Raw genomic sequence first — 22,321 nt, 5'->3', positions numbered from 1 at the left:
ACGCTCTCCGCTCTGTAAACCCGCAACCTTACGTCAATTATAAAACGTCCAGGCTACACCGAATTTGAGAACGGCATCCATTTGCGGGTAACGGTTAACCGTGTAGTACCCTTTGCTAAAGAGGCCCTGGTTAGCGTAATCGTACTGGATAAACAGGTTTGTACGTTGCAATGTGGCTTTAAAGAAAACACTGGCAATTGGATATGACGAAAAGGTAACATCACGGCCGTTGTAAAACTGCCCAACCCCTACCGCGTATGATGGTGCTACGTATGATGTATTATACCTAACCGAGGCACCAATTTGTGAGCGGAGTACAAACAGCATGGTGTTGTAATACAAACTACTATAGGTATAAACCTCGGGCGTGCGCAAAATGGCGGCATTATCTGTTTTTTGATATACCAGGTAGTTATCAAAATTGAAACGCCCAAACACCAGGTTTTTGCCCAGGCTTAACTTAAGCATGTTAATGGCCGGCGAGTACTGACTCGGGGCAGCATCTATACCACCGTTAGATGCCTTGAAGTAAAGATAATCGGTCACTAAAAAATACTCTGCCTTCAGGTCGAGCTTAAGCATATCGTTCAGGTAATTAAAGCTGAGGCTGGTTACTTTTTGATTGCTGAAACTATTATTATAAATGTAATGGTTAGAGATCCAGTTAGTATATACCAACCCCGGCGAACTGCTTTGCAGATAGGCATTCAGTATGATCTTCCCGGCTTTTGGCCCGCCTGCCAGCGTAAGCTTCGCATCGTATAACAAATCGCCAAAGTTGCGCCCCTGGATGATCTGCCTGATATCGGCATCCAGGTTTATCCTATCACTGAAACGGTAACCTAAACGGGCTTTGAGCGTAATGTTTTGCAGGGTTGAATTTTGTACCCTTACCTGCTGCATTTCTTTTCGCCCCAGATCGTTCAGCACGCTATCACTTACAAACTGGCTGTACTTATAAAAATCCTGTGTAAGTCCCAAATCAAGCTTTAGTTCATTTTTCACCATTTTAACAGATCGCCCGCGCAGGTAAAAGCTATAGGTAAAATCGTTTTGCAGGTGCAGCACATTTAATGAATCGCGCGAGCGATTGGCGCTGAAATAGTAATCAGGGAACACATTATAGGTATCCAGATCATTCTGCAGGTAATTATACTTGCGCTGGTTGTAGTAAAAGGTATAAGCAACACGTTGGGTAGGCAGCACGCTGGTGCTTCCGGTAGCTTTACGGTTACTATCTATATGGCCGATGTAATAGAACTGCTTTAAGTAAAGGCCGGTATTTTTCCAGTTGGCCAGGCTGCTGGGCAGGCGCACCGGTTCGGTACCTTTGTCAAAGGAGCCTTGTGCGCTGGTAAAGATATCGTCCTTGCGGATAGATCCTGTCTCGGGCGCCTTTAACCCGTTAAAAATAACATTGGCTAACAGGTTATACCGCTTGTTTGTGGAGTGGTACCAGGTAAACAGCCCTATATTGATATCACTTACATTTTGTGCCAGAACATTGTTATAGGAGTAAAAGCCCCTTGATCCGTTAAAATTCATCATCAACCCAACGTTCCAGTTGGGCTTAACATTTTGGGTGTGCAACACCTTAAATAACGATTCCTTTAAACCACCGACAGTGGTAGAAAGCGAGAGCAGTGTGTAGGGAACCCTTGCATTAAAATAGCTGATATCCTGTGGCTGCAGCAGATAGGCATCCAGGCTGTGCTGCCCCTCATCAAAGCCTATGGTTTTGCGTGGGTTAAAGAGCAGGTCGCGTTGGGCTACACCCAGGTAACCTAAGCTGATCTTAGGGTTGCGCGGTTGCGAAAGCACACTATAATTCTCAAAATTCACCAGCCCTGTATCTAACGGAAACAGCTGTGTACTATCGGTTAGCAAGCGCTCGTTGGTAATCTTGATGTATTTGGAATTAAACTCTACCGAATCTTTACGGTTCTCTTCGCGCTTACGTACCGAATCGAGGTTCTGTGATGCCTGGCGGGATGCATTGCGCGATGTATCGCGACTGTAAACCGGGTAGTTTTGCTGCTGTCCAGGGTAGGTTGGCGTACCCACAGGCACCTGCGCCAAAGCTTGCTGTACAAATGTACAGCACAAAATAAACACTAAGTATCTAAGCTTTTGCGCCATTAAAGCCCTGCAATAAGTTCTTTAAGTATCATTGTCATTTTTGGTTCGGCTTCCCGGGCTACAGCCAGTATATCTTCTACCGATACGGGGTGCAGTTCTTCCGGGAAACCTTCATCTGTTAGCACCGATATCGCAAATACAGGCAAGCCCATATGGTTAGCCACTATCACCTCGGGCACGGTACTCATACCTACGGCGTCGCCGCCAATAATGCGCAGGTATTTGTATTCGGCGCGGGTTTCTAAATTAGGCCCTGTAACCGCAACATAAACTCCTTTATGGCAGGTAATATTGTTAGCCGATGCTATTTGGAGTGCTTTATCAATCAGGTCGCGACGGTAGGGCTGGCTCATATCCGGAAAACGGGGCCCCAGTTCAGAATCGTTACGGCCAACAAGCGGGTTTAAGGGCTGCAGGTTAATATGATCATCTATAACCATCAATTCACCCTTTTTGAACGCCGGGTTTAACGATCCGCTGGCGTTAGACACAAACAAGGTTTTGATACCCAGCGTTTTCATTACCCGTACAGGCAGGGTTATCTGCTGCATGGTATAGCCTTCGTAGTAGTGCAGGCGGCCCTGCATGGCAACTACTTTTTTGCCGGCAAGCGTACCAAAGATCAGTTTACCTGAATGGAATTCAAGTGTCGACATCGGGAAATCAGGGATGTTGCTGTACATCAGCTGTTTTTCTACTTCGATCTCGTTCACCAGGCCGCCTAGCCCGGTGCCCAAAATTATACCCATTTCCGGCTCAAAATCGCCAATCCGGCTTTTAATATAACTCGTTGTGTGTTGTATGCTCTCTAACATAATTTAATACTAATTCGTCAAACTCCTGCCGGCCGTTATTTAAAAATTCTATCCCGATAGGCAAAACCCAAACCGGTAAATTTGCCACTGCGTTTACAAGGTAGTGTACCCCTAAACGCTGTGCATCCTTTTCTGTTGTAAGGACAATTTTTTTTTGTGCTTTGCAGGCCCCGAAATCAGCGGCAAGTTTACTGATATTTTTTAACGTAAACTGATGATGGTCGGGATAATTGTGATGCACCAAATGCGCTTTAAGGTTAGTAAGGTGCTGCACTAAAGGCGCAGGATTGGCTATGCCGGTAAGTAAAAAAATGGTGGTATCAGCATCTATAGTAAAATCAGCCCGTATACCCTGCAGATCCTGCAAGGGCTGGTAAGCAATTGCGGTAAAAAACAACGGCTGAGAGGGATCAGGGTCGACACGGTAGTAAGCCCTGTTCATTTCATCAAACGTAAGGTTAGGCGGGCATTTGCTAACAACAACCACATCCGCCCGCCAGCGGCCGCTAAAGGGTTCGCGCAAGTTACCTGCCGGGAGCACAAAGTGCGGTTGCTGCAGGTAATGGTAATCAAATAATAAAATGCTGAAGCCCGGCCTTACAGCCCTGTGCTGAAAAGCATCGTCCAGGATTATCAGGTTGTGATCATTTTGCAGTTGGCGAATTCCTTGCGCCCTATTCTCGCAAACGGCAACTGTAATATCAGGGAATTTATGTTTAAACTGAGCAGGTTCATCGCCAATATCGGCAACTGTAGTAATTAAGGTAGCGGCCATATAACCTTTTGTTTGCCTGCCATAACCTCTGCTTAAGGTTGCCGGTTGATTTCCAGGTTTTAACAGTCGGATCAGGTATTCCGTGATAGGGCTTTTGCCCGCGCCGCCAATCTCCAGGTTGCCTACGCATATCACAGGCAGTTCAAAAGCTTCGCTTTTAAGCAGGCCGGTGTCATACAGCCAGTTGCGGATACCCGTAACCAAACCGTATAAAATAGAAAAAGGGAGTAACAACCAGCGCAGGTATTTCATGTAGCGATAAAGATAGGAAAAGCGAAGTTAAGGATGGTATCGATCGTGCCAATCAGATATCGGCATAGAGACTAAAAATATTTTGTTGCGTTACGTGTAACCGTTATACTTCGCAAAAATCCGCTAACTTTAAATATCCAATAAATTCAAATGAAATATATCCTCGTTCCGTTTCTGTTGCTCATCTCTATAACCGTCTTTGCCCAAAGCGATCAAAAACTTACGGGGCAATTGCAAACGGCGGTTAAAGGTTTTAACGGACAGATTGGCGTTTACGTTCAGAATTTAAAAACGGGTAAAACCGCATCAATCAATGCCGACAGCCTGTTCCCTACCGCCAGTATGATCAAAGTGAGTATCCTTGCCGGTTTGATGGACAAGATTGAAAAAGGCCAGCTAAAGTACAATCAAAAGCTGGTGTACCGCGATTCGCTGCTTTATGCAGGGGAAGACATCCTGGGTTCGTTTAAAGATAAAGACACCATCCAGCTAAGTAAAGTGGCTATGCTGATGATCACCATGAGTGATAACACTGCCAGCTTGTGGCTGCAAAAACTTGTAGATGGCAAGTACATCAACAGCTGGCTGCAGGATAACGGTTTTAAAATTTTCCGGGTAAATTCAAGAGTGGCCGGCCGCGAAGACATCCGCAAAATTTACGGCTGGGGTGTATCTACTCCTTATGAAATGGCTAAAATATTCACGCTGATAAGGCAGGGAAAAGCGGTTAGCCCGGCGGCAAGCGAGCGGATGCAGCGCATACTCAACCGGATCTATTGGGACGAAACGGCACTATCACAAATTCCGCCTTATGTGCAGGTGATATCGAAACAAGGCGCGGTAGATGCGGCCAGATCTGAAACGGTGTTGGTGCACGCACCGCATGGCGATTACGTTTTTAGCGTTATGACAAACAATAACAAAGACCAGCGCTGGACAGTCGACAACGAGGCATCGGTGCTGATAAAAAAGATCTCGGGCCTGTTATGGCACTACTTTGAACCCGGCGACAAGTGGAAACCTGCCCCGGGTATAGATAAGTACATGCTAAACGAGTGATTAGTTAAGCAAACCCAGCAAACCGGGGATATCTAACTGGCGGGTGTACATGGTAAGGTTGCCGTGGTCATCTGTTGGCCATTGATCTCGTGGGCGGTCCCAATAAAGCTCTACCCCATTCTCATCAGGGTCGTTCAGGTAAATAGCTTCAGATACACCATGGTCTGCCGCACCGGTAATGGCATAGTCAGCATCTATCAAACGCTGCAAAATTGCAGCAAGGTCTTTCCTTTCCGGATATAAAATAGCTGTATGGTACAAGCCCGGTGCATACTCGGGTGCGGGGGGCGCATCCTTACTATGCCATGTATTTAAACCGATATGATGATGGTAACCTCCTGCCGAGACGAATGCGGCCTGGTCGCCGTACATGGTAACCAGTTCAAACCCTAATAGATCGCAGTAAAAAGCCACTGACCGTTGCAGGTCACTTACCTTAAGGTGTACGTGGCCAATTCGTGTTTGAGCAGGAATTTTATAATCGTTCATTTTAATATCTTATATACATCAAAAATACACTGTTAATTATTATATGAATGTTTAATAAAAGTAAAAAGATGTTGCAACGTTCAATTTAAGCCGTTAAAATTTTACAACAATTTAAAAACCTTACCTTTGCAACATGATCATTAAATCTGCCGACTTTATTTGCAGTAACACGCAAATATCTAAATTGCTGCCTCCTACTAAGCCCGAATATGCTTTTATCGGCCGGAGTAATGTTGGCAAATCGTCGCTGATAAACATGCTCACTCAAAAAAAGGGGCTTGCCAAAACGTCGCAAACGCCTGGTAAAACGCAGTTGATCAATCACTTCTATGTAAACGAAACCTGGTATATTGTTGATTTACCGGGTTATGGTTATGCACGGGCATCTAAAAGCAAAAAAGCCGACTGGAACAAATTTATCCAAACCTACCTGGATAAGCGCGAAAGCTTGCAATGTGTAATGGTGTTAATAGACAGCCGTTTGGAGCCGCAAAAAATAGATCTGGAATTCTGCAGCTGGCTTGGCGAAAAAGGCCTGCCATTTGTATTGATATTTACTAAGGCCGATAAGCAAAGCAATATTAAAACAGATCAAAATATTGCCAAATTCCGTAAGGCTGTGTTAGAGATGTTTGATGAAGTGCCACAGGTTTTTGTGACCTCGAGTGATACAATGCAAGGCCGCGAAGAAGTGCTGGCGTTTATCAGCAATGTAAACCAGGGCTTCAAGGTACCTGACTATGACGAAGAGCGTTATAGTTAAAATACGTATTAATTAAGTTTACCCTGCAAAAGGGAAGCATTTTATGAAAAAATATTTATCACTCGTTACATTTTCGCACACCATATTTGCCATGCCGTTTGCCTTTATCGGCTTCTTTTTAGCGGTTACCACAACAGATCATAAATTCGAGTGGCAAAAACTGGTAATGATGGTGCTTTGCATGGTACTGGCACGTAATTCGGCAATGGCTTTTAACCGCTATCTCGACCGTAATATCGATGCAAAAAACCCGCGTACTAAACTCCGGGACATCCCAGCCGGCAGAATTAGTCCGGCAGCCGCCCTGACCTTCACACTGGCTAACTGCACATTATTTGTTTTAGTTACCTGGTTTATAAATCCCTTGTGTTTTTATCTGTCGCCAGTGGCATTATTAGTAGTGTTGGGTTATAGCGCCACCAAGCGCTTTACCGCGCTTTGCCATATGGTATTGGGCTTAGGTTTATCCTTAGCGCCTATCGGTGCCTATTTGGTAGTTACAGGTGCTTTTGCCCCAACCCCTTTATTTTTCTCTTTATCGGTACTTTGCTGGGTAAGCGGTTTTGATATCATTTATGCCCTGCAGGATGAAGATTTTGACCGCGAGGAAAAACTGCACTCCATACCGGCCTGGTTGGGCAAAGTAAACGCGCTGCGCTTATCAACCGTGCTGCACGTATTCTCGGCCATATTTATCATGATGCCGGTTATGTACACTAATGTTGGTTTGCTTTATTACATCGGCATCGCCTTCTTTTGCGCCATGCTGATCTACCAGCATTTGCTGGTAAAACCAAACGACCTGAGCCGCGTAAACATTGCCTTTATGACTACCAACGGTATTGCCAGCGTGGTATTTGCTGCTTTCTTTTTACTGGATAGGGTTTGGATGCGTTAGTATCTGTATAGCGTCTGCAATTTCAAGAAATTTGATTTGGCGCTGGTTGCATCAACTCAGTGCTTTACCAAATCCCAAATAATCCGCACATTTGTATATCTGCATCCCGATAGCTATCGGGATAAACCTCTATAAACCATGATACATAAAAAAACAAGAACATATATCCCGGCCGACCTTGAAATTAAATGGGAGACGCTTGAACCGATCTATAAAGAACTGCTTGCACGCCCTGTTAATTCGGCGACAGAGTTGGAGCAATGGCTAAAAGACGGCAGCGAACTGCAGGCTGCCTTGGAGGAAGACTTTGCCTGGCGCTACATCCGCATGACCTGCGATACCAACAGCGAAGAACTGCTTGCAAGTTTCCAGTACTTTGCAACGGAAATTGAACCAAAAACAGCGCCCTATAACAACGATTTGAACAAAAAACTGGTAGCCAGCGAATTTGTGAGCCAGCTAAGCGAAGAAAAGTATTATATCATGCTTCGCGCAGTAAAAAAATCGCTGGAGTTGTTCCGCGAAGATAACATTCCGTTACAAACCGAGATCCAGGTTGAGCAGCAAAAGTACCAGTCGATAACCGGCTCTATGTCTGTACATATTGGGGATAAAGAGTACACGCTTGAGCAGGCTTCTGTATTTTTAAAAGATACCGACCGTACCAAACGACAGGAAGTTTGGGAAAAGATAACTGAACGCCGCTTGCAGGATAAAACTATATTAGATACCCTGTTCGATCATCTGAGGGCGCTTCGTCATCAGATAGCAGTGAATGCGGGTTTCGAAAATTTCCGCGATTACATGTTCCAGGCGTTAGGCAGGTTTGATTACACGCCGCAGGATTGCTACGCTTTTCATGCGGCTATTGAAACCGAGATTGTACCAATCCTGCGCGAGCAAGCCGAAAAACGTAAGGAAGCCTTAGGCGTCGATTCGCTTAAACCCTGGGATATGGATGTAGACCCATCCGGCAAACCTGCTCTTAAACCGTTTAATAGTGGTGCCGAACTGGTAGAAAAATCTATCCAGTGCTTTAGCAACATTAATCGTTACCTGGGCGAGCGTTTAGAGATCATGAAAGAAAATAACCTGTTTGATGTGGAGAGCCGCAAAGGCAAGGCACCGGGCGGTTATAATTATCCCCTTTCTGAAACCGGCGCGCCATTCATCTTTATGAATTCGGCTAATACATTTCGCGACCTTACCACAATGGTACATGAGGGAGGACATGCCGTACATACCTTTTTAACCGCCGATCTTGAACTAAATGACTTTAAGCATTGCCCGAGCGAGGTGGCCGAGCTGGCTTCCATGTCTATGGAACTGATATCTATGGATAATTGGGATGTTTATTTTGATAATGAAGAGGACCTGAAACGCGCCAAACGCGATCAGCTGTTCGACGTGCTGAAAACCCTGCCCTGGGTAGCTGTGGTAGACCAGTTTCAGCACTGGCTGTACACCAATCCCGATCATACAGATGCGGAGCGTACCGAGGCCTGGTTAAAAATTTACGAGCCTTTTGGCGCAGGCTTTGCCGACTGGAGCGAACATCCGGAAGCAGAACAAAACCTATGGCAAAAACAGCTGCACATTTTTGAAGTACCGTTTTATTACATAGAATACGGGATGGCGCAGTTAGGAGCTATAGCCGTTTGGAAAAACTATAAAGAAAACCCGGAAAAAGGCTTGCAGCAATATATGGATGCCCTAAAATTGGGCTATACCAAAACCATCAAAGAAATTTATGAAACTGCTGGTGTCAAATTTGATTTTAGCGCGGCATACGTAAAAGAACTGGCTGAATTTGTAAAAGCCGAAATGGAAAAGATATAAGTCAATTCGACTATCATGTCATTAAAAAAATAGTGTCAATCTAAGCTTGTCGAACACCTGTTCAATAATGCTTCGACAAGCTCAGCATGACCCTTTTGAATTTGCAATGAAACTAAAACTATGAACCAGGCAATCAACTTTTTCTGGACTATCATATGTTTTATCCCTGTAGTGAGCTTTTGGGTTGCTGCCGGTGCTATGCAACTTTGCTATCTGTTTATTGGTATTAGCGCCATTAGCCTGCTGGTACCTGCCAGGGTGTTGCAGTTAAGTTGTAATCCTGAATTTTACGAGGCGGCAGGCGTAAAATTTATTCGCAAAGTTGTGCAAAACGGCCAATGGATAAACAGCTATCTACGCAGGCGGCACCCGCATTATAAACTCATTAAAAATAAAACCCACGCCGGCACTTATCTAAAAAGTGTTGCCATGTATGAGCGATATCATTTATTGTGCTTTGTTTTTTTCATGCTTACGGCTGGGCATGCAATTGCCGGCTCGCATTATGCCATGAGTATTTCACTTATTATTGCCAATGTCATATATAATATTTGCCCTATCCTGCTACAGCAATATAACAGGGCGCGTCTGTTAAAACTCCCGCGATAATTATTTTTTAGAGGGTTAATAAATACCATATATCGTAATATCAATTCATATTTCTGGCCGATATTAAAACCAATGTGTGTTTTTTAAGTTACTCCAACTATGAAAAAGATACTTTTAATTTTAAGCCTCATGCTATTTACTATAGCCGGCTTTGCACAGCAGAAATTAGTACCTGTAAAGGTAGATAGCCTGGTAACAGTATCGTTGCCAGAAAAATATGTTCGTAAAGATACTTTAGGCCAGTCAACTTTTTCCGGTAACAGCCAGTATGGCTATATGGTTGTAATACGTGCTCCTAATGCCGACAACAACAAACCCCTTAAAAAAGAGCGCGACCTGAATAAAGTATTAAAGGATTATATCACCGGTATTAAAGGCCAGTCTAAAGGCAGTGCGCAATATGTTCGTGATACTACCATCGGGCATTTAAAAGCCAAAACTTTTACCCTTTCTACCGACGAAGGTGCCGGCGTAAAACTTCGTAACTTCATTATCATTTATACCCAGGAAGTTACTTATACCTTTGAATATTTCTACGAAGAGGCGCGCCAGGACCTGGTTAAAGAGGAATATAAAGCATTCTCCAGCTCTATTAAATTATCGCCCGAGCTTAAACGCACCGACCAATACTTAAGCAACGCTAAAGGATTGTCTCCGGCTGCCAAATATGGTATTTACGGCGGCGGCGCATTGATTGTGATAATTGTGATTGTAGTGCTGATGAGGCGCAAAAAACGCGATCAGGAAGAATAAACTATTTTTTGAGCAGCCCCCGGCACCAACGGGGGCTGTTTATAAACTCGCGGCGGTCTAACCAGCTTAGCCAAAGTATGGTAACCATTACCCCTACTACCGACCCTGCCAGTACATCCTCAAAAAAATGCTGGCTCAGGTACATGCGCGAGTAGCCTACTAACAGGGCAACTGCAAGCAGCACAATACCCCATTGTTTGTTTTTAATCAGGTAAGTTATTACAACTGCTGCGGAGAAAGCAGTAACGGTATGCCCTGAGGGAAAGCTATGTACAGTTAAGATGTAGAGATCCTTTACAAAATGGATCTTGCCTAGGTCCTTTTCAAAATACACTTTAGGGCGTGGTGCGTCAAAAGTATACTTTAAAATTTGCGCGGTTACAGATGTTATGGCATAGCTGGTTACCAGCAAAAAACCAGCACGATAACTATATAAAAGCATAAGCGCCGAAACAAGGAGAATGGTGTTTCCATCGCCAATATCAGTGATGTAAGGTGCTGCCGCATCGGCCCAACTGCTATAGATTGCGTTCACAGCAAAGTAGATCTCGGAACGGGTGTAGATGATTTTAATGATCAGACAGGCGCACAAAATAAACATGTACGGGATAAGCAAGTACCTCACCCGGTATAAAACATCCTTGGCCCCTATATTCATGTGGCACAAAGTAAAGCATATACTTTTTCATTGCAAAAATTTGGTTATGTTTGGTTTGTTAAGCGTTAACTGATCAAATTAAATGTCTAAAAGTATATTTCGCAGGAAGTCTGTTGATAAAATTTTGGCCGATGTGGCCAGCGGATTTAGCGATAGCGAGCACCCCGGCTCGGCCTCGCAACTCGAAAAAGCCTTAAACGTAAAAGACCTTACCCTGATGGGAATAGCCGCTGTTGTAGGCGCAGGTATTTTCTCAACCATTGGCGAGGCCTCATTTAACGGCGGCCCCGGTGTTACACTACTATTTGTTTTAACTGCAATTACCTGCGGGTTTTCGGCACTTTGCTATGCCGAATTTGCATCGCGCATACCTGTTGCGGGCAGCGCTTATACCTACGCTTACGCATCATTTGGCGAGTTGATTGCCTGGATCATCGGCTGGGACCTGCTAATGGAATACGCCATTGGGAACATTGCCGTGGCCATATCATGGAGCGAATACTTTGTGAACCTGCTGGAAGGATTTCACATTCACCTGCCGGCATGGGTTACGATGGATTATTTTTCCGCCTTTACCGCTCACGAAAAAATTCAGCAGCTCACGGCCAGCGGCAATATGGCCGAGATTACCGACCGCATGAAAAATGCCGCAAACGCCTGGGCAACCGCCCCCGGCAGTAGCAACATCAAATTTATAGCTAACCTGCCTGCATTGGGTATCGTTATCATCATCACCTACCTGGTTTACATCGGTATCCGCGAAACAAAGAAGGCAACAAATGCAATGGTTTACCTTAAAATCGTGATCGTATTAGCAGTGATCGTGATCGGTTTCTTTTACGTTACTCCGGCCAATTGGCACCCGTTTTTACCTAATGGTTTCAGCGGCGTAATGAAAGGTGTATCGGGCGTGTTCTTTGCCTACATCGGATTTGATGCGATATCTACCACTGCAGAAGAATGCCAAAACCCGCAGCGCGACCTGCCCCGGGGCATGATCTATTCATTGATTATCTGTACCGTACTTTATATCCTAATAGCTCTTGTACTGACCGGGATGGTTAATTATAAGGACCTGCAGGTAGGCGACCCGCTGGCATTTGTTTTTGCAAAAGTTGGGTTAAAAAACATAAGTTATGTGATCTCGATAAGTGCTGTTATAGCTACGGCTAGTGTACTGCTTATCTTCCAGCTGGGGCAACCCCGCATCTGGATGAGCATGAGCCGCGACGGGTTATTACCAAAGGCATTCTCGCGTATCCACCCAAGGTTTCACACCCCATCGTTTGCTACTGTCGTTACCGGTTTTGTGGTAGCTATCCCTGCATTATTTCTTAACCTTACCGAGGTAACTAACCTTACCAGTATTGGTACGCTATTCGCCTTTGTTTTAGTTTGTGGCGGTGTGCTATTGTTACCCAGGGAAGCTGCTGTGAAAGGTAAGTTCCATTTGCCTTACGTAAATTCACAATATATTGTGCCCATGTTGTTCATCGTTGGGGTAGTAGTATTCCATACTAAAATAATGGGGCTGTTTAGCGGCGAAGCACTGCACGAAAGGTTCCCATACTTTTTATTCATCCTGCTATCAGCTACTTTAGCAGTTCTGTCTTTTATCAAAAAATTATCGCTGATACCTGTATTAGGCCTTGTAAGCTGTTTTTACCTGATGGCCGAATTGGAATACCAAAGCTGGATCAGGTTCCTTGCCTGGCTCATTATTGGCTTAGTAATATACTTTAGCTATGGTTACAAGCACAGTGTAATGGGTAAAGGCGAAAACGCCAAACTGGCGCGGTAAATCAAAACATAACTGTAATAGAAAAAATATAGATCCGGCTTGATTCTGGATCTTTTGTTTTAAGCCAATTGCTGAGTACTAAATTTTGATCTGACAGACTGTTCGTTTCCCTTATATATTACGAATATCAAGGCAACAAAAAACCCGGCTGGTTGGCCGGGTTAATATTTTGGTTGACCAGTTTATAAATGACCGGTGGGTGTGTGCACGCGTTGAATATCTACCACGTCAGGCGATGTGAGCATCAACGGCACCTTTTCTACCGTAACAAAGCTAAGGTCAAGGCCAAAGTTGCGCTCTTCAGATAAGCTGATCTTTTTTAGTTCTCCATAGATAAACATAATAGCCCGCTCAAAAAACGAAAGGTTATGCGAACGGGACAATACCTTTTCAATTACCACGAAGCGGAAATCGCCTACTATTTTATGTTTGTTAAGCGATGGGTACTGGCTGGTAATATCAATTTCGCCGCCTTTCACCAGATCCTCTACAACCTTACGGAAAAGCAGGTTGATCTGCTGCTCCACCCGGAAACCCAACTTAAAGTCGATACGGATCAATTTGCCCGGCACCAGAAAATCCACTTCGTATTCGCGTTTATAAGGCTCATCCACCACGTCAACGTGCACCAGCCAATATACATCTGCGCGTTTGGGCTGCTTTTGTAATATCGAGTAAATGATCTTCGATTCGATCTCGGAGTTGAAATTAGCACTGGTCAAGTACACCAGTTGCGAAGCGTATTTAGGCACCGCTTCGTCCTCACTCATTTCTTTGATGATGTTGAAGTAATCATCTATCTCGATAAACTTCACATATCGGTTCTTAATGCGGCGTGCACTGTGCCAGGTCCACATGATGATGAACAGCACTAACCCTATTGATAAAGTAAACCAGCCGCCGTGAACAAATTTCACCAGGTTACCCAGCAAAAAGGTACCTTCTATAAACAGGTAAACTACCAGGAAAGTTCCGATAATATAAGTTGGGATTTTTTTGCGCTGAAGGAATTTAGACACCAATATGGTAGTCATCAACATGGCTACGGTGATACTCAGCCCGTAAGCGGCCTCCATTCTTGCCGAATGCTGAAACAATAATACTACGCCAATACAACCTGCACAAAGCAGCCAGTTGACACTGGGCACATACAATTGCCCCTTTTGTTCAGATGGATAGTTAATACGCACCTTAGGCCAAAGGTTAAGCCTTACCGCCTCTGCAATCAGCGTGAACGACCCTGAAATAAGCGCCTGGCTGGCAATAACAGCTGCAATAGTTGCAATACCGATACCAAAGATCAGGAACCAACCGGGCATTATCTTGTAAAACGGATTGTTTAGGCTCAGGTCAATCACCGTACCCTCGCGTTGTAAAAGCCATACCGCCTGGCCCAGGTAGTTAAGTACTAAACAAGATTTAACGTATATCCAGCTAATACGGATGTTATCCCGGCCGCAATGGCCCAGATCAGAATATAAAGCCTCTGCACCTGTGGTACACAAAAATACGGCACCCAGAATAATGAATGCATCATAAGTGCTTGAGGTAAGCAATTGATAAGCGTAGTAAGGGTTAAGCGCCTTTAAAATTTCGGGCATTTGCACAATATATGATATCCCTAAAACACCCATCATAGTAAACCATATGAACATGATCGGCCCGAAAGCCTTACCTACCAAAGATGTACCGAACTGCTGGATAATGAACAGCCCTGCAATTATGGCAATTACAATTTGTACTGTAGGCAGCCGCGGGTAGTAAACCTGCAAACCCTCAATAGCCGAAGAGATGGTGATAGGCGGTGTAATAATACCATCGGCAAGTAATGCGCAGCCCCCAATAACCGCCGGCACAATAAGCCACTTGGCCTTGCGGCGCACTAACGAAAATAATGAGAAAATCCCACCCTCGCCTTTGTTATCCGCACGCAAGGTAATTACTACATACTTTAAGGTAGTTTGTAGCGTAAGCGTCCAGAAGATGAGGGATACGCCCCCCAGCACCAGCGTTTGTGAAATTCGTTGAGAGAGGCTTGAATGTTCGGAGCCTATAATGGCTTTGAAAACGTATAAAGGTGATGTACCTATATCACCGTAGATTATTCCTAAACTAATAAGCAGCCCAGCGGCCGTTAGTTTTTGCAGATCTTTATGGTTTGACACTATATTTTATAAAGGATACAAAAATATTAAAAAATCAATAACAACTTAAACTATCAATGATCGTATAAGTCAGATATTTAACTTAACGGAATAAAACGTAATTTGTTAAAATTTGTTAAAAGTATTTAATTATAGGCAACTGTAGATAATGCTGAGAAGTTTATTTATACTTTTGCAACAATCGATAATATGGGTAGAAGATTTACTTACTTAAATTCCTGGTTCACCGTAATTGCTTTAGCGATAGCTGTGAACGTTGCGCTTGCAAAAGGAGTTAACGCCCAAAAGACCGATACTTCATACCTTCGCCTGCTTAAAACCGGCAAGGCCAAATCAAACCTGATCAAGAACAGCCTGCACCTGGCACTGCCCCCTTTAAAACCGGCCGTAATATCAAACGCCAAGGTTAGCGTACCCCGTGCCGATGAAAAGCTGCTTACCAACGTACAGGTGTTCCCTAACCCGGTTACAGATCAGGTTGTGAATGTAAAGTATAATCTGTCGCGTAATGCGTATGTTAACGTAAAGATAATGGATGTGTTGGGCAACGATGTGATCACTTTGTTTTCGCAACGGGTAGAGACAGGCGAGCAAAGCTTTACCTACAATGTTAACAGCAGACTTACGCGTGGCTTTTATTTTGTCCGGATCATAGCCGGAACAGAATCTGTCAATAAACGTATTTCTGTATTATAAAGTCGATATTCGGCCGCTCATCACATTGAATTACTTAAACGGTTAATACTCCGCTAACACCTACACAAGGTTATACAGATAACCAACCGTATCCTCCATCAAAACAATTTTAGGATTTAGGCATTAGAGTTTATAATTTCGACTCCTATGAAAATAATAGCCATTGGCCGCAATTATGCCGAGCACGCCAAAGAATTAAACAACCCGGTGCCCAGCATTCCGGTGATATTCATGAAACCTGATACCGCCCTTCTTAAAGATAATAAGCCATTTTACCATCCGGAATTTTCGCAGGATGTTCATCACGAGATCGAGATTGTTTTAAAGGTGAGTAAAGAAGGCAAGCATATCAGCGAGAAATTTGCCTCCAACTACTATGATGAGATTGCCCTTGGTATTGACTTTACCGCGCGGGATATACAATCGCGCCACAAAGAAAAAGGCCTTCCCTGGGAACTTGCCAAAGCATTTGACGGCTCGGCGCCGGTAAGCAACTTTATGCCAAAAGCAAACTTTGCTGATCTTTATAACATTAACTTTAACCTGGATGTTAACGGCCAGCCAAGGCAGGCAGGCAACACTAAAGACCTGCTGTTTTCATTCGAAAGCATTATAGCCTTTGTGTCGCAATATATAACCTTAAAAAAAGGCGACCTGATTTACACCGGCACGCCTGCTGGCGTAGCTAAGGTTAATATTGGCGACCGATTGGAAGGCTACCTGGAAGGGCAAAAACTGCTTGATTTTGAGGTTAAATAATTTCCCTGCAACCACATTGAAGTTGTGTATGGGCTTTTGCGCGAAACGCTAAGTGACCGCGTTAACTCATTTGATGCTAATAAATACTATGTCATTCCGAACGAGAAAAAGAGAACTTATCCGCTATGTATTCCGATCGTGCACCTTTGCCTTATCTTTAATAACATTATACTGCACCCATACTTATGCTCAGGAAACCATCCAGAGCAAACAATACCCGCAAAATTATTTCCGTTACCCGCTTGATCTGGCCCCTACCACTGCCGGCTCATTTGGCGAACTACGCAGCAATCATTTTCACTCCGGGCTCGATTTTAAAACTAACCAGCGTGTTGGCTACCCGGTTCATGCTGCCGCCGACGGTTACATATCACGATTAAGGATTCAGTTTGGAGGCTTTGGACACGCGGTTTACATGACTCACCCATCCGGCTACACAACGGTTTACGGCCATGTGCTAAGTTTTACACCCGAAGCCGCTAAATATATCCGCGATTACCAATATAAGTTTCAAACTTTTGAGGCGGATATCTCTGTTCCGCCGGGGCTATTCAAGGTGGCAAAAGGTGATGTAATTGCTATATCCGGGAATGAAGGCGCGTCTGCCGGGCCGCACGTACATTTCGAGATAAGGGACACCGCAACCCAGGAAACCATTAACCCGCAATTATTCGGCCTCACCATTCCGGATGATATCCCGCCGGCTATTACCAGCATTGGCATTTATCACTTAAATGGCAACCCCTTTAGCGAAAAAACCCCTAAGGAATTTTTACCGGTAACCGGCGCAAAGGGCGTTTACCGCCTGGCTACCCCAAAGGTTTTAAGCTTAACCGGCAATGTTGGCTTCGGAATCAGTGTTACCGATATGAACAGCTCATCTATGAACCGCAATGGCATTTACTCGCTGGAGCTGAAGTTAGATGGCAAAACCTTCTACACGTTTGCAGTGGAGCGTTTTGCGTTCGATCAGACCCGCGCCATTAATGCTTACATAGATTACCCGGCTTTTGTTACCGCTCATCGCTGGATGCAAAAGTGCTTTATAATGCCGGGCAGCAGGGTTTCGGTCTATCCGCAATCCATCAACCATGGTGTGTTGGTGTTTAACGACGATGCCGAGCACGATGTTGAATATATTGTAAAAGATATAGCCGGGAACGAATCGACACTGAAGCTAAAGGTAAAATCATCGCCTAATAGCTTTACGCCAGAAAAACCGTTGGGTAAATGGTTGCGATACGATCAAAAAAGCGAATTCGCCAATGACAAAGTGAAGCTGAGCATCATGCCTGGCAACCTTTATGATAACCTTGACTTTATTTACGCAGAATTGCCTGCAAAACCAGGCGCGTTTTCCGTAACACACCGGCTGCATAACAAACTAACGCCCATACATGACAGCTTTGACCTTTGGATAAAACCAGATATTAAGCTTGGTGCCTATGCTGATAAAGCGGTAATTGTGAATGCAGCAACCGGCAGCATTGGCGGCACAAACGAGGGCGGCTATATTAAGGCAAGTGCCCGTTCCTTTGGCGATTACTACATAAAAATAGATAGCGTACCGCCTGTTATAACCCCGGTTAACATCCGCAATGGCAGCAATATGAGGCCCGTAAAGGCCATTAATATGCGCATGAGCGATAACCTATCGGGTGTTAAAAGTTTTACCGGCAAAATTGATGGTAAGTGGGTGCTGATGGAGTGGAGCTACAAAACAAGAATAATTAGTTATACCTTTACTAACGATATTACGCCCGGCAGCCACATTTTTGAGTTTGTTGTGGTGGATATGAAAAATAACAGCTCGACTTTTAAAGCCGAATTTAACAGGTAAAAAATGGCAACTCTTAAAAAAGGCGACAAAGCCCCAAACTTCACCGCTAATGATCAAAACGGCAACCCGGTTTCATTAGCGGATTTTAAAGGAAAAAGTGTAATACTGTATTTTTACCCTAAAGATGATACGCCGGGATGTACGGCAGAATCTTGCGATTTTAGGGATAACTACCAGTCGTTAGTTGGTAAAGGTTTCGAGGTGATAGGGGTAAGTGTGGATGACGAAAAATCGCACAAAAAATTCGAGACCAAATATCAGCTGCCTTTTACGCTGATTGCCGATACCGATCACAGCATTGTAGAGGCATACGATGTTTGGAAAGAAAAGAACATGTACGGCAAAAAATACATGGGCACTGCCCGCACCACGTTCATCATCAATGGCGATGGCATCATTGAGCAGGTGATTGATAAGGTAGATACTAAGGCGTCGTCACAACAGGTGCTGGACCTGATACAATAACCGTCAGATAAACATATCTAAAACAAAAACGCGTTATATTTATTTAAGAAGAATAAATTTTAATAGATGTCCATCCAGGTAGAAGACGAAGAGATACTGAGCAAATTCAGGGAAGACAGCACCCGAAATGAAGCTTTTAACCTGCTGCTAAAAAAATACCAGCAAAAAATATACTGGCATGTGCGCCGCATGGTAATTGACCATGACGATGCCGACGACCTGGTACAGGACGTTTTTATCAAGATCTGGAAAAACCTGCCCGGCTTTCGTAATGATGCGCAGTTGTACACCTGGATGTACCGCATTGCAACTAATGAATGCATTACTTTCCTGAATAAAAAGAAACAAAAAAACAACGTATCGCTTGATGATATCGATTATGAACTGGCTGATAGTTTGGCAAGTTCTGACCAGTTTAGCGGCGACCAGATACAGCGTAAATTGCAGCAAGCCATACTTACCCTGCCCGACAAGCAGCGCCTGGTATTCAACATGAAGTATTTCGACGATATGAAATACGAAGAAATGAGCGACGTGCTAGGCACCAGCGTAGGCGCGTTAAAAGCATCTTTTCACCTGGCGGTTAAAAAAATAGAGGCGTTTATATTATCAACCGATTAATTTTTAAATTAGCATTAAACCTTTGGTAATTTTATTCATCTATAACAGAGTATGAAAAGCGATATGGAGAATAACGAGTGGGCTGACGAAGAAATGTCACTTAAACAGGTTAACAAAAATAACCCGTTTGCAGTGCCTGTTGGCTACTTTGATGAAGCCGGCCAGCGCATTTTATCCCTCATAAAGTTAGAAGAATTTAAAACGAGCAACCCGGCACAGGGCTTTGTTATCCCTGAGAATTATTTTGAAAGTTTAGAAGAAACCATTACCGACAGGATCCTTTTTGAAAATATCGGCAATGTAAAGGAAACGGGGTTTACCGTACCTGCCGATTACTTTGATGGACTGACCACGGATATTAAAAGCCGTGTGCGTATCGAAGCCTTTTCAGGATCGGAAGCCAGGCCTTTTAGCGTGCCGGATGGTTACTTTGAAAACCTGCAGCAGCAAATTACAGCCCGTGTAGCGGTTGAAGAACTGTTGGAAACAGATACTGCAACTACGGCTTTTACCGTGCCCGATGGTTATTTTGAAAAGCTTAACAAAAGCATTTTAAACAAAACAGTTAACCAGGATATGGTAGTGCGCAAAACAATTGTGCGTAAACTTTGGGCATCAAACACATTTAAATATGCTACAGCTGCGTGCCTTGCGCTGGTAATTGGCGCAGGTGTGTTTTTAAGAGAAGCATCAGCACCTGTTACGCACAAACAAACTTACCTGCACACTCAGTTATCTGAAGTGCCGGTAGATGAAATTAAAGATTATCTGGAGCTGCGCAATGATGGCAGCGACCCGTTGATTGGTACCGATAAACAAATTAATATTGAAGACCTGGACGCTAATCTGCAGGACTACATTGATGTTAATTAATAACCTTGTTCATGAATAAATTGCTCAAATACTTTTGTCTTGCGTTAACAGTAACCGGGTTAAATAATTACGATGCTCTTGCTCAGGCGGATAATTTGCGTAGTAATTTTAACCGCAGTGTTATGCCGGGCGTAAACTTAAGGGCAAAGCGCAATCCAAAATTATACGCGGCGCGTAATAAATTTTTATCGCAGCAACTATCGCTCAGTGAAGCCGAATCGCGTAAGTTTTGGCCTATATATAATCAATATCAGGAAGATTTAACCGCTGTGCTCATTTTAAAGCGCATGAACAACCAAAACCCCCAGGTTAGCGGTACCGAGCAAATAGATAAGGATATCAGTTTTGATACCCAGATCCTTGCTATCAAAAAACGCTACCGCGATGAGTTTTTGAAAGTGCTTCCCGTAGAAAAAGTAAACATGCTTTACAAAAGCGAGCGCGAATTTAACGATGAAGTTAAACGCCAGCTAAATGAACGCAGCATCCGCGCCGGCAACTAATAATTACCGGGTTATTGAGTAGCGAATTACTGATTTGTAGCCAAAATACCGATCATAATTCGGATTTTTGCAACATAATTTGATGGATTATTGAATAATCATTTAAGCAATGGTCCGTTAGCTCACTAAATCGATAATTAAATTGCTTACCCTTCGCCAGCTTTTCTTAAACAACAACGCGCAAACTACTCATTTTCCCCTGCTGCTTGAATTTGAGCGCGCCGAAGGGGTGTACATGTATGATGCGCAAGGCAAAGCTTACATCGACCTTATATCGGGCATTGGGGTGAGTAACCTGGGTCACAGCAATCCACGGGTAATCAACGCGATAAAAGAGCAGGTAGATAAGTACATGCATCTGATGGTTTATGGCGAATATGTACAAACCCCTCAAGTGCGCTTTGCCGAAAAGCTGGTTTCCATTATGCCTAAAAATCTGGAGTCCGTTTACTTTACCAACTCTGGTTCCGAAGCCGTTGAGGGTGCCCTTAAACTGGCCAAACGCCATACAGGCAGGCAGCAGGTTGTTGCTTTTCATAACTCTTACCATGGCAGTACACACGGTGCATTGAGTGTTATGGGCAACGAGGAATTTAAGCAAGCTTACCGCCCCCTGTTACCCGGCGTTAACTTTATCAGCCTGAATAATCATGACGACCTGCAACTAATTACCGAACAAACTGCATGTGTCATCATCGAAACCATACAGGGCGAGGCCGGTATCCGCCTGCCGGACGTTGCTTACATGCAGGCATTGCGCGAACGCTGTACCTACGTGGGTGCCTTACTCATTTTGGATGAGATCCAGGCGGCATTTGGGCGTACCGGCAAACTCTTCGCGTTTCAACACTTCGATATTGTTCCTGATATCCTGCTGCTGGCTAAAGCACTCGGCGGCGGTATGCCTGTTGGCGCTTTTGTATCGTCTGCAGCTGTCATGTCGGCTTTTAAAGAAAACCCTATCCTGGGGCATATCACTACGTTTGGCGGCCATCCGGTTTGCTGCGCAGCAGGACTTGCGGCATTAGAGGTTTTAATAGACGAAAAACTGGTTGAGCAGGTACCGGCGAAAGAAACTTTATTACGTAATCACCTCGCCCACCCGGCCATTAAAAATATCCGCGGCAAAGGGCTGATGCTGGCGCTCGAACTGGAAAGCTTCGAGTTAAATAAAAAGATCATCGATACCTGCATTGCCAATGGTGTAATTACCGACTGGTTTTTGCATTGCAGTAACGCCATGCGTTTGGCCCCTCCTTTAATTATATCAGAAACAGAGATTATCAATGCCTGCGCAGTGGTAACAGCAGCCATTGAAGAGCACACTGCCTGACCATCGCAAACCGCAATTATTTAAACGCCCAGTACAACTTAACAACGGCTGTTTTGGTACAGTTTATGCGGGTAATGATTGCCTGTTCCTTTAGTACGCACAATTGCCGGTAAACTCCTGTTTACTGGTTAAAACTGCATAGTATTAAAGTCAGGTGAGCGAATGCCTGTACAAACAAAACTGCAATTCGCTGTTTATAACTAACAGTTTGCACCC

General features: G+C 44.2%; 21 protein-coding genes. 15 read left to right on the top strand and 6 right to left on the bottom strand.

What is annotated here, in order from left to right; genetic code table 11:
* Nucleotides 1-33 precede the first annotated feature (33 nt).
* Genes ACE5CV_RS16290 through lpxK form a run of 3 tightly spaced genes read right to left on the bottom strand, consistent with a single transcriptional unit; the run spans nucleotide 34 to nucleotide 3,981 of the window.
* Nucleotides 34-2,139: a putative porin gene (locus tag ACE5CV_RS16290; protein WP_374951255.1), complete on the bottom strand. Its 2,106-nt coding sequence runs from the start codon at nucleotides 2,137-2,139 to the stop codon at nucleotides 34-36.
* Nucleotides 2,139-2,954, bottom strand: coding sequence for a purine-nucleoside phosphorylase (locus tag ACE5CV_RS16285; RefSeq protein WP_374951254.1), 816 nt, complete (start codon nucleotides 2,952-2,954; stop codon nucleotides 2,139-2,141). Before ACE5CV_RS16285 ends, ACE5CV_RS16290 begins: the two co-directional genes overlap by 1 nt.
* Entirely contained in the window at nucleotides 2,917-3,981 is a 1,065-nt protein-coding gene (lpxK, locus tag ACE5CV_RS16280; RefSeq protein WP_374951253.1) for a tetraacyldisaccharide 4'-kinase, read from the bottom strand. The genes ACE5CV_RS16285 and lpxK overlap by 38 nt, the downstream gene beginning before the upstream one ends.
* Nucleotides 3,982-4,131: 150 nt before the next feature.
* On the opposite strand from lpxK, the gene ACE5CV_RS16275 reads away from it, so the two are divergent.
* Nucleotides 4,132-5,040: a serine hydrolase gene (locus ACE5CV_RS16275; protein ID WP_374951252.1), complete on the top strand. Its 909-nt coding sequence runs from the start codon at nucleotides 4,132-4,134 to the stop codon at nucleotides 5,038-5,040.
* Here the strand turns inward: ACE5CV_RS16275 and ACE5CV_RS16270 are convergent, their stop codons facing one another.
* Nucleotides 5,041-5,529 carry a VOC family protein gene (locus tag ACE5CV_RS16270; RefSeq protein ID WP_374951251.1) on the bottom strand — a complete coding sequence of 163 codons (489 nt, stop codon included), beginning with the start codon at nucleotides 5,527-5,529 and terminating at the stop codon, nucleotides 5,041-5,043.
* Between the two features lie 133 nt (nucleotides 5,530-5,662).
* Between ACE5CV_RS16270 and yihA the strand changes: the two genes are divergently transcribed.
* From yihA to ACE5CV_RS16245, 5 genes are all read left to right on the top strand, one after another.
* Nucleotides 5,663-6,292: a ribosome biogenesis GTP-binding protein YihA/YsxC gene (yihA, locus tag ACE5CV_RS16265; RefSeq protein ID WP_374951250.1), complete on the top strand. Its 630-nt coding sequence runs from the start codon at nucleotides 5,663-5,665 to the stop codon at nucleotides 6,290-6,292.
* 43 nt (nucleotides 6,293-6,335) lie between these two features.
* Nucleotides 6,336-7,190 (top strand): UbiA-like polyprenyltransferase, encoded by an 855-nt coding sequence (locus ACE5CV_RS16260; protein WP_374951249.1) that lies wholly within the window; start codon nucleotides 6,336-6,338, stop codon nucleotides 7,188-7,190.
* Between the two features lie 138 nt (nucleotides 7,191-7,328).
* Complete coding sequence (locus ACE5CV_RS16255; RefSeq protein ID WP_374951248.1) at nucleotides 7,329-9,029, top strand: M3 family oligoendopeptidase; 1,701 nt, start codon at nucleotides 7,329-7,331, stop codon at nucleotides 9,027-9,029.
* Nucleotides 9,030-9,149: 120 nt separating this feature from the next.
* A complete protein-coding gene (locus ACE5CV_RS16250) occupies nucleotides 9,150-9,638 on the top strand; it encodes a hypothetical protein (protein WP_374951247.1) in 489 nt (162 codons plus the stop codon).
* A gap of 99 nt (nucleotides 9,639-9,737) precedes the next feature.
* Nucleotides 9,738-10,391: a GGIII-like transmembrane region-containing protein gene (locus ACE5CV_RS16245; protein ID WP_374951246.1), complete on the top strand. Its 654-nt coding sequence runs from the start codon at nucleotides 9,738-9,740 to the stop codon at nucleotides 10,389-10,391.
* Between the two features lies 1 nt (nucleotide 10,392).
* Here the strand turns inward: ACE5CV_RS16245 and ACE5CV_RS16240 are convergent, their stop codons facing one another.
* On the bottom strand, nucleotides 10,393-11,049 hold the full coding sequence (locus ACE5CV_RS16240) for a phosphatase PAP2 family protein (protein WP_374951245.1): 657 nt from the start codon (nucleotides 11,047-11,049) through the stop codon (nucleotides 10,393-10,395).
* An 82-nt stretch (nucleotides 11,050-11,131) separates the two neighbouring features.
* Here ACE5CV_RS16240 and ACE5CV_RS16235 point away from each other — a divergent pair, with 82 nt between their 5' ends.
* Nucleotides 11,132-12,850: an amino acid permease gene (locus ACE5CV_RS16235; protein ID WP_374951244.1), complete on the top strand. Its 1,719-nt coding sequence runs from the start codon at nucleotides 11,132-11,134 to the stop codon at nucleotides 12,848-12,850.
* Between the two features lie 182 nt (nucleotides 12,851-13,032).
* On the opposite strand, the gene ACE5CV_RS16230 is transcribed toward ACE5CV_RS16235, so the two are convergent.
* Entirely contained in the window at nucleotides 13,033-15,015 is a 1,983-nt protein-coding gene (locus tag ACE5CV_RS16230) for a KUP/HAK/KT family potassium transporter (RefSeq protein ID WP_374951243.1), read from the bottom strand.
* A 189-nt stretch (nucleotides 15,016-15,204) separates the two neighbouring features.
* On the opposite strand from ACE5CV_RS16230, the gene ACE5CV_RS16225 reads away from it, so the two are divergent.
* The 8 genes from ACE5CV_RS16225 to ACE5CV_RS16190 all read left to right on the top strand — a co-directional run bounded on the left by ACE5CV_RS16225 (nucleotide 15,205) and on the right by ACE5CV_RS16190 (nucleotide 22,105).
* Nucleotides 15,205-15,711 carry a T9SS type A sorting domain-containing protein gene (locus ACE5CV_RS16225; RefSeq protein WP_374951242.1) on the top strand — a complete coding sequence of 169 codons (507 nt, stop codon included), beginning with the start codon at nucleotides 15,205-15,207 and terminating at the stop codon, nucleotides 15,709-15,711.
* A gap of 147 nt (nucleotides 15,712-15,858) precedes the next feature.
* Entirely contained in the window at nucleotides 15,859-16,470 is a 612-nt protein-coding gene (locus ACE5CV_RS16220) for a fumarylacetoacetate hydrolase family protein (protein WP_374951241.1), read from the top strand.
* Between the two features lie 88 nt (nucleotides 16,471-16,558).
* Nucleotides 16,559-18,310, top strand: a complete 1,752-nt coding sequence (locus ACE5CV_RS16215; RefSeq protein ID WP_374951240.1) for a M23 family metallopeptidase — start codon at nucleotides 16,559-16,561, stop codon at nucleotides 18,308-18,310.
* Nucleotides 18,311-18,313: 3 nt separating this feature from the next.
* Nucleotides 18,314-18,775 (top strand): thioredoxin-dependent thiol peroxidase, encoded by a 462-nt coding sequence (gene bcp, locus ACE5CV_RS16210; RefSeq protein ID WP_374951239.1) that lies wholly within the window; start codon nucleotides 18,314-18,316, stop codon nucleotides 18,773-18,775.
* A 66-nt stretch (nucleotides 18,776-18,841) separates the two neighbouring features.
* Entirely contained in the window at nucleotides 18,842-19,396 is a 555-nt protein-coding gene (locus ACE5CV_RS16205; RefSeq protein ID WP_374951238.1) for an RNA polymerase sigma factor, read from the top strand.
* 51 nt (nucleotides 19,397-19,447) lie between these two features.
* Nucleotides 19,448-20,269, top strand: coding sequence for a hypothetical protein (locus tag ACE5CV_RS16200; protein WP_374951237.1), 822 nt, complete (start codon nucleotides 19,448-19,450; stop codon nucleotides 20,267-20,269).
* Nucleotides 20,270-20,280: 11 nt separating this feature from the next.
* On the top strand, nucleotides 20,281-20,772 hold the full coding sequence (locus tag ACE5CV_RS16195) for a hypothetical protein (protein WP_374951236.1): 492 nt from the start codon (nucleotides 20,281-20,283) through the stop codon (nucleotides 20,770-20,772).
* A gap of 142 nt (nucleotides 20,773-20,914) precedes the next feature.
* Nucleotides 20,915-22,105 carry an aspartate aminotransferase family protein gene (locus ACE5CV_RS16190; RefSeq protein ID WP_374951235.1) on the top strand — a complete coding sequence of 397 codons (1,191 nt, stop codon included), beginning with the start codon at nucleotides 20,915-20,917 and terminating at the stop codon, nucleotides 22,103-22,105.
* Nucleotides 22,106-22,321 lie beyond the last annotated feature (216 nt).

The sequence above is a fragment of the Mucilaginibacter sp. genome, from assembly GCF_964263795.1.
GTDB lineage: Bacteria > Bacteroidota > Bacteroidia > Sphingobacteriales > Sphingobacteriaceae > Mucilaginibacter.
This window is presented reverse-complemented; position numbering and strand designations above follow the sequence as displayed.

Excerpts from the sequence above, each read along its gene's own strand:
- ACE5CV_RS16290 (WP_374951255.1), bottom strand. The coding sequence starts at position 2,139 with ATGGCGCAAAAGCTTAGATACTTAGTGTTTATTTTGTGCTGTACATTT.
- ACE5CV_RS16285 (WP_374951254.1), bottom strand. The coding sequence starts at position 2,954 with ATGTTAGAGAGCATACAACACACAACGAGTTATATTAAAAGCCGGATT.
- lpxK (WP_374951253.1), bottom strand. The coding sequence starts at position 3,981 with ATGAAATACCTGCGCTGGTTGTTACTCCCTTTTTCTATTTTATACGGT.
- ACE5CV_RS16275 (WP_374951252.1), top strand. The coding sequence starts at position 4,132 with ATGAAATATATCCTCGTTCCGTTTCTGTTGCTCATCTCTATAACCGTC.
- ACE5CV_RS16270 (WP_374951251.1), bottom strand. The coding sequence starts at position 5,529 with ATGAACGATTATAAAATTCCTGCTCAAACACGAATTGGCCACGTACAC.
- yihA (WP_374951250.1), top strand. The coding sequence starts at position 5,663 with ATGATCATTAAATCTGCCGACTTTATTTGCAGTAACACGCAAATATCT.
- ACE5CV_RS16260 (WP_374951249.1), top strand. The coding sequence starts at position 6,336 with ATGAAAAAATATTTATCACTCGTTACATTTTCGCACACCATATTTGCC.
- ACE5CV_RS16255 (WP_374951248.1), top strand. The coding sequence starts at position 7,329 with ATGATACATAAAAAAACAAGAACATATATCCCGGCCGACCTTGAAATT.
- ACE5CV_RS16250 (WP_374951247.1), top strand. The coding sequence starts at position 9,150 with ATGAACCAGGCAATCAACTTTTTCTGGACTATCATATGTTTTATCCCT.
- ACE5CV_RS16245 (WP_374951246.1), top strand. The coding sequence starts at position 9,738 with ATGAAAAAGATACTTTTAATTTTAAGCCTCATGCTATTTACTATAGCC.
- ACE5CV_RS16240 (WP_374951245.1), bottom strand. The coding sequence starts at position 11,049 with ATGAATATAGGGGCCAAGGATGTTTTATACCGGGTGAGGTACTTGCTT.
- ACE5CV_RS16235 (WP_374951244.1), top strand. The coding sequence starts at position 11,132 with ATGTCTAAAAGTATATTTCGCAGGAAGTCTGTTGATAAAATTTTGGCC.
- ACE5CV_RS16225 (WP_374951242.1), top strand. The coding sequence starts at position 15,205 with ATGGGTAGAAGATTTACTTACTTAAATTCCTGGTTCACCGTAATTGCT.
- ACE5CV_RS16220 (WP_374951241.1), top strand. The coding sequence starts at position 15,859 with ATGAAAATAATAGCCATTGGCCGCAATTATGCCGAGCACGCCAAAGAA.
- ACE5CV_RS16215 (WP_374951240.1), top strand. The coding sequence starts at position 16,559 with ATGTCATTCCGAACGAGAAAAAGAGAACTTATCCGCTATGTATTCCGA.
- bcp (WP_374951239.1), top strand. The coding sequence starts at position 18,314 with ATGGCAACTCTTAAAAAAGGCGACAAAGCCCCAAACTTCACCGCTAAT.
- ACE5CV_RS16205 (WP_374951238.1), top strand. The coding sequence starts at position 18,842 with ATGTCCATCCAGGTAGAAGACGAAGAGATACTGAGCAAATTCAGGGAA.
- ACE5CV_RS16200 (WP_374951237.1), top strand. The coding sequence starts at position 19,448 with ATGAAAAGCGATATGGAGAATAACGAGTGGGCTGACGAAGAAATGTCA.
- ACE5CV_RS16195 (WP_374951236.1), top strand. The coding sequence starts at position 20,281 with ATGAATAAATTGCTCAAATACTTTTGTCTTGCGTTAACAGTAACCGGG.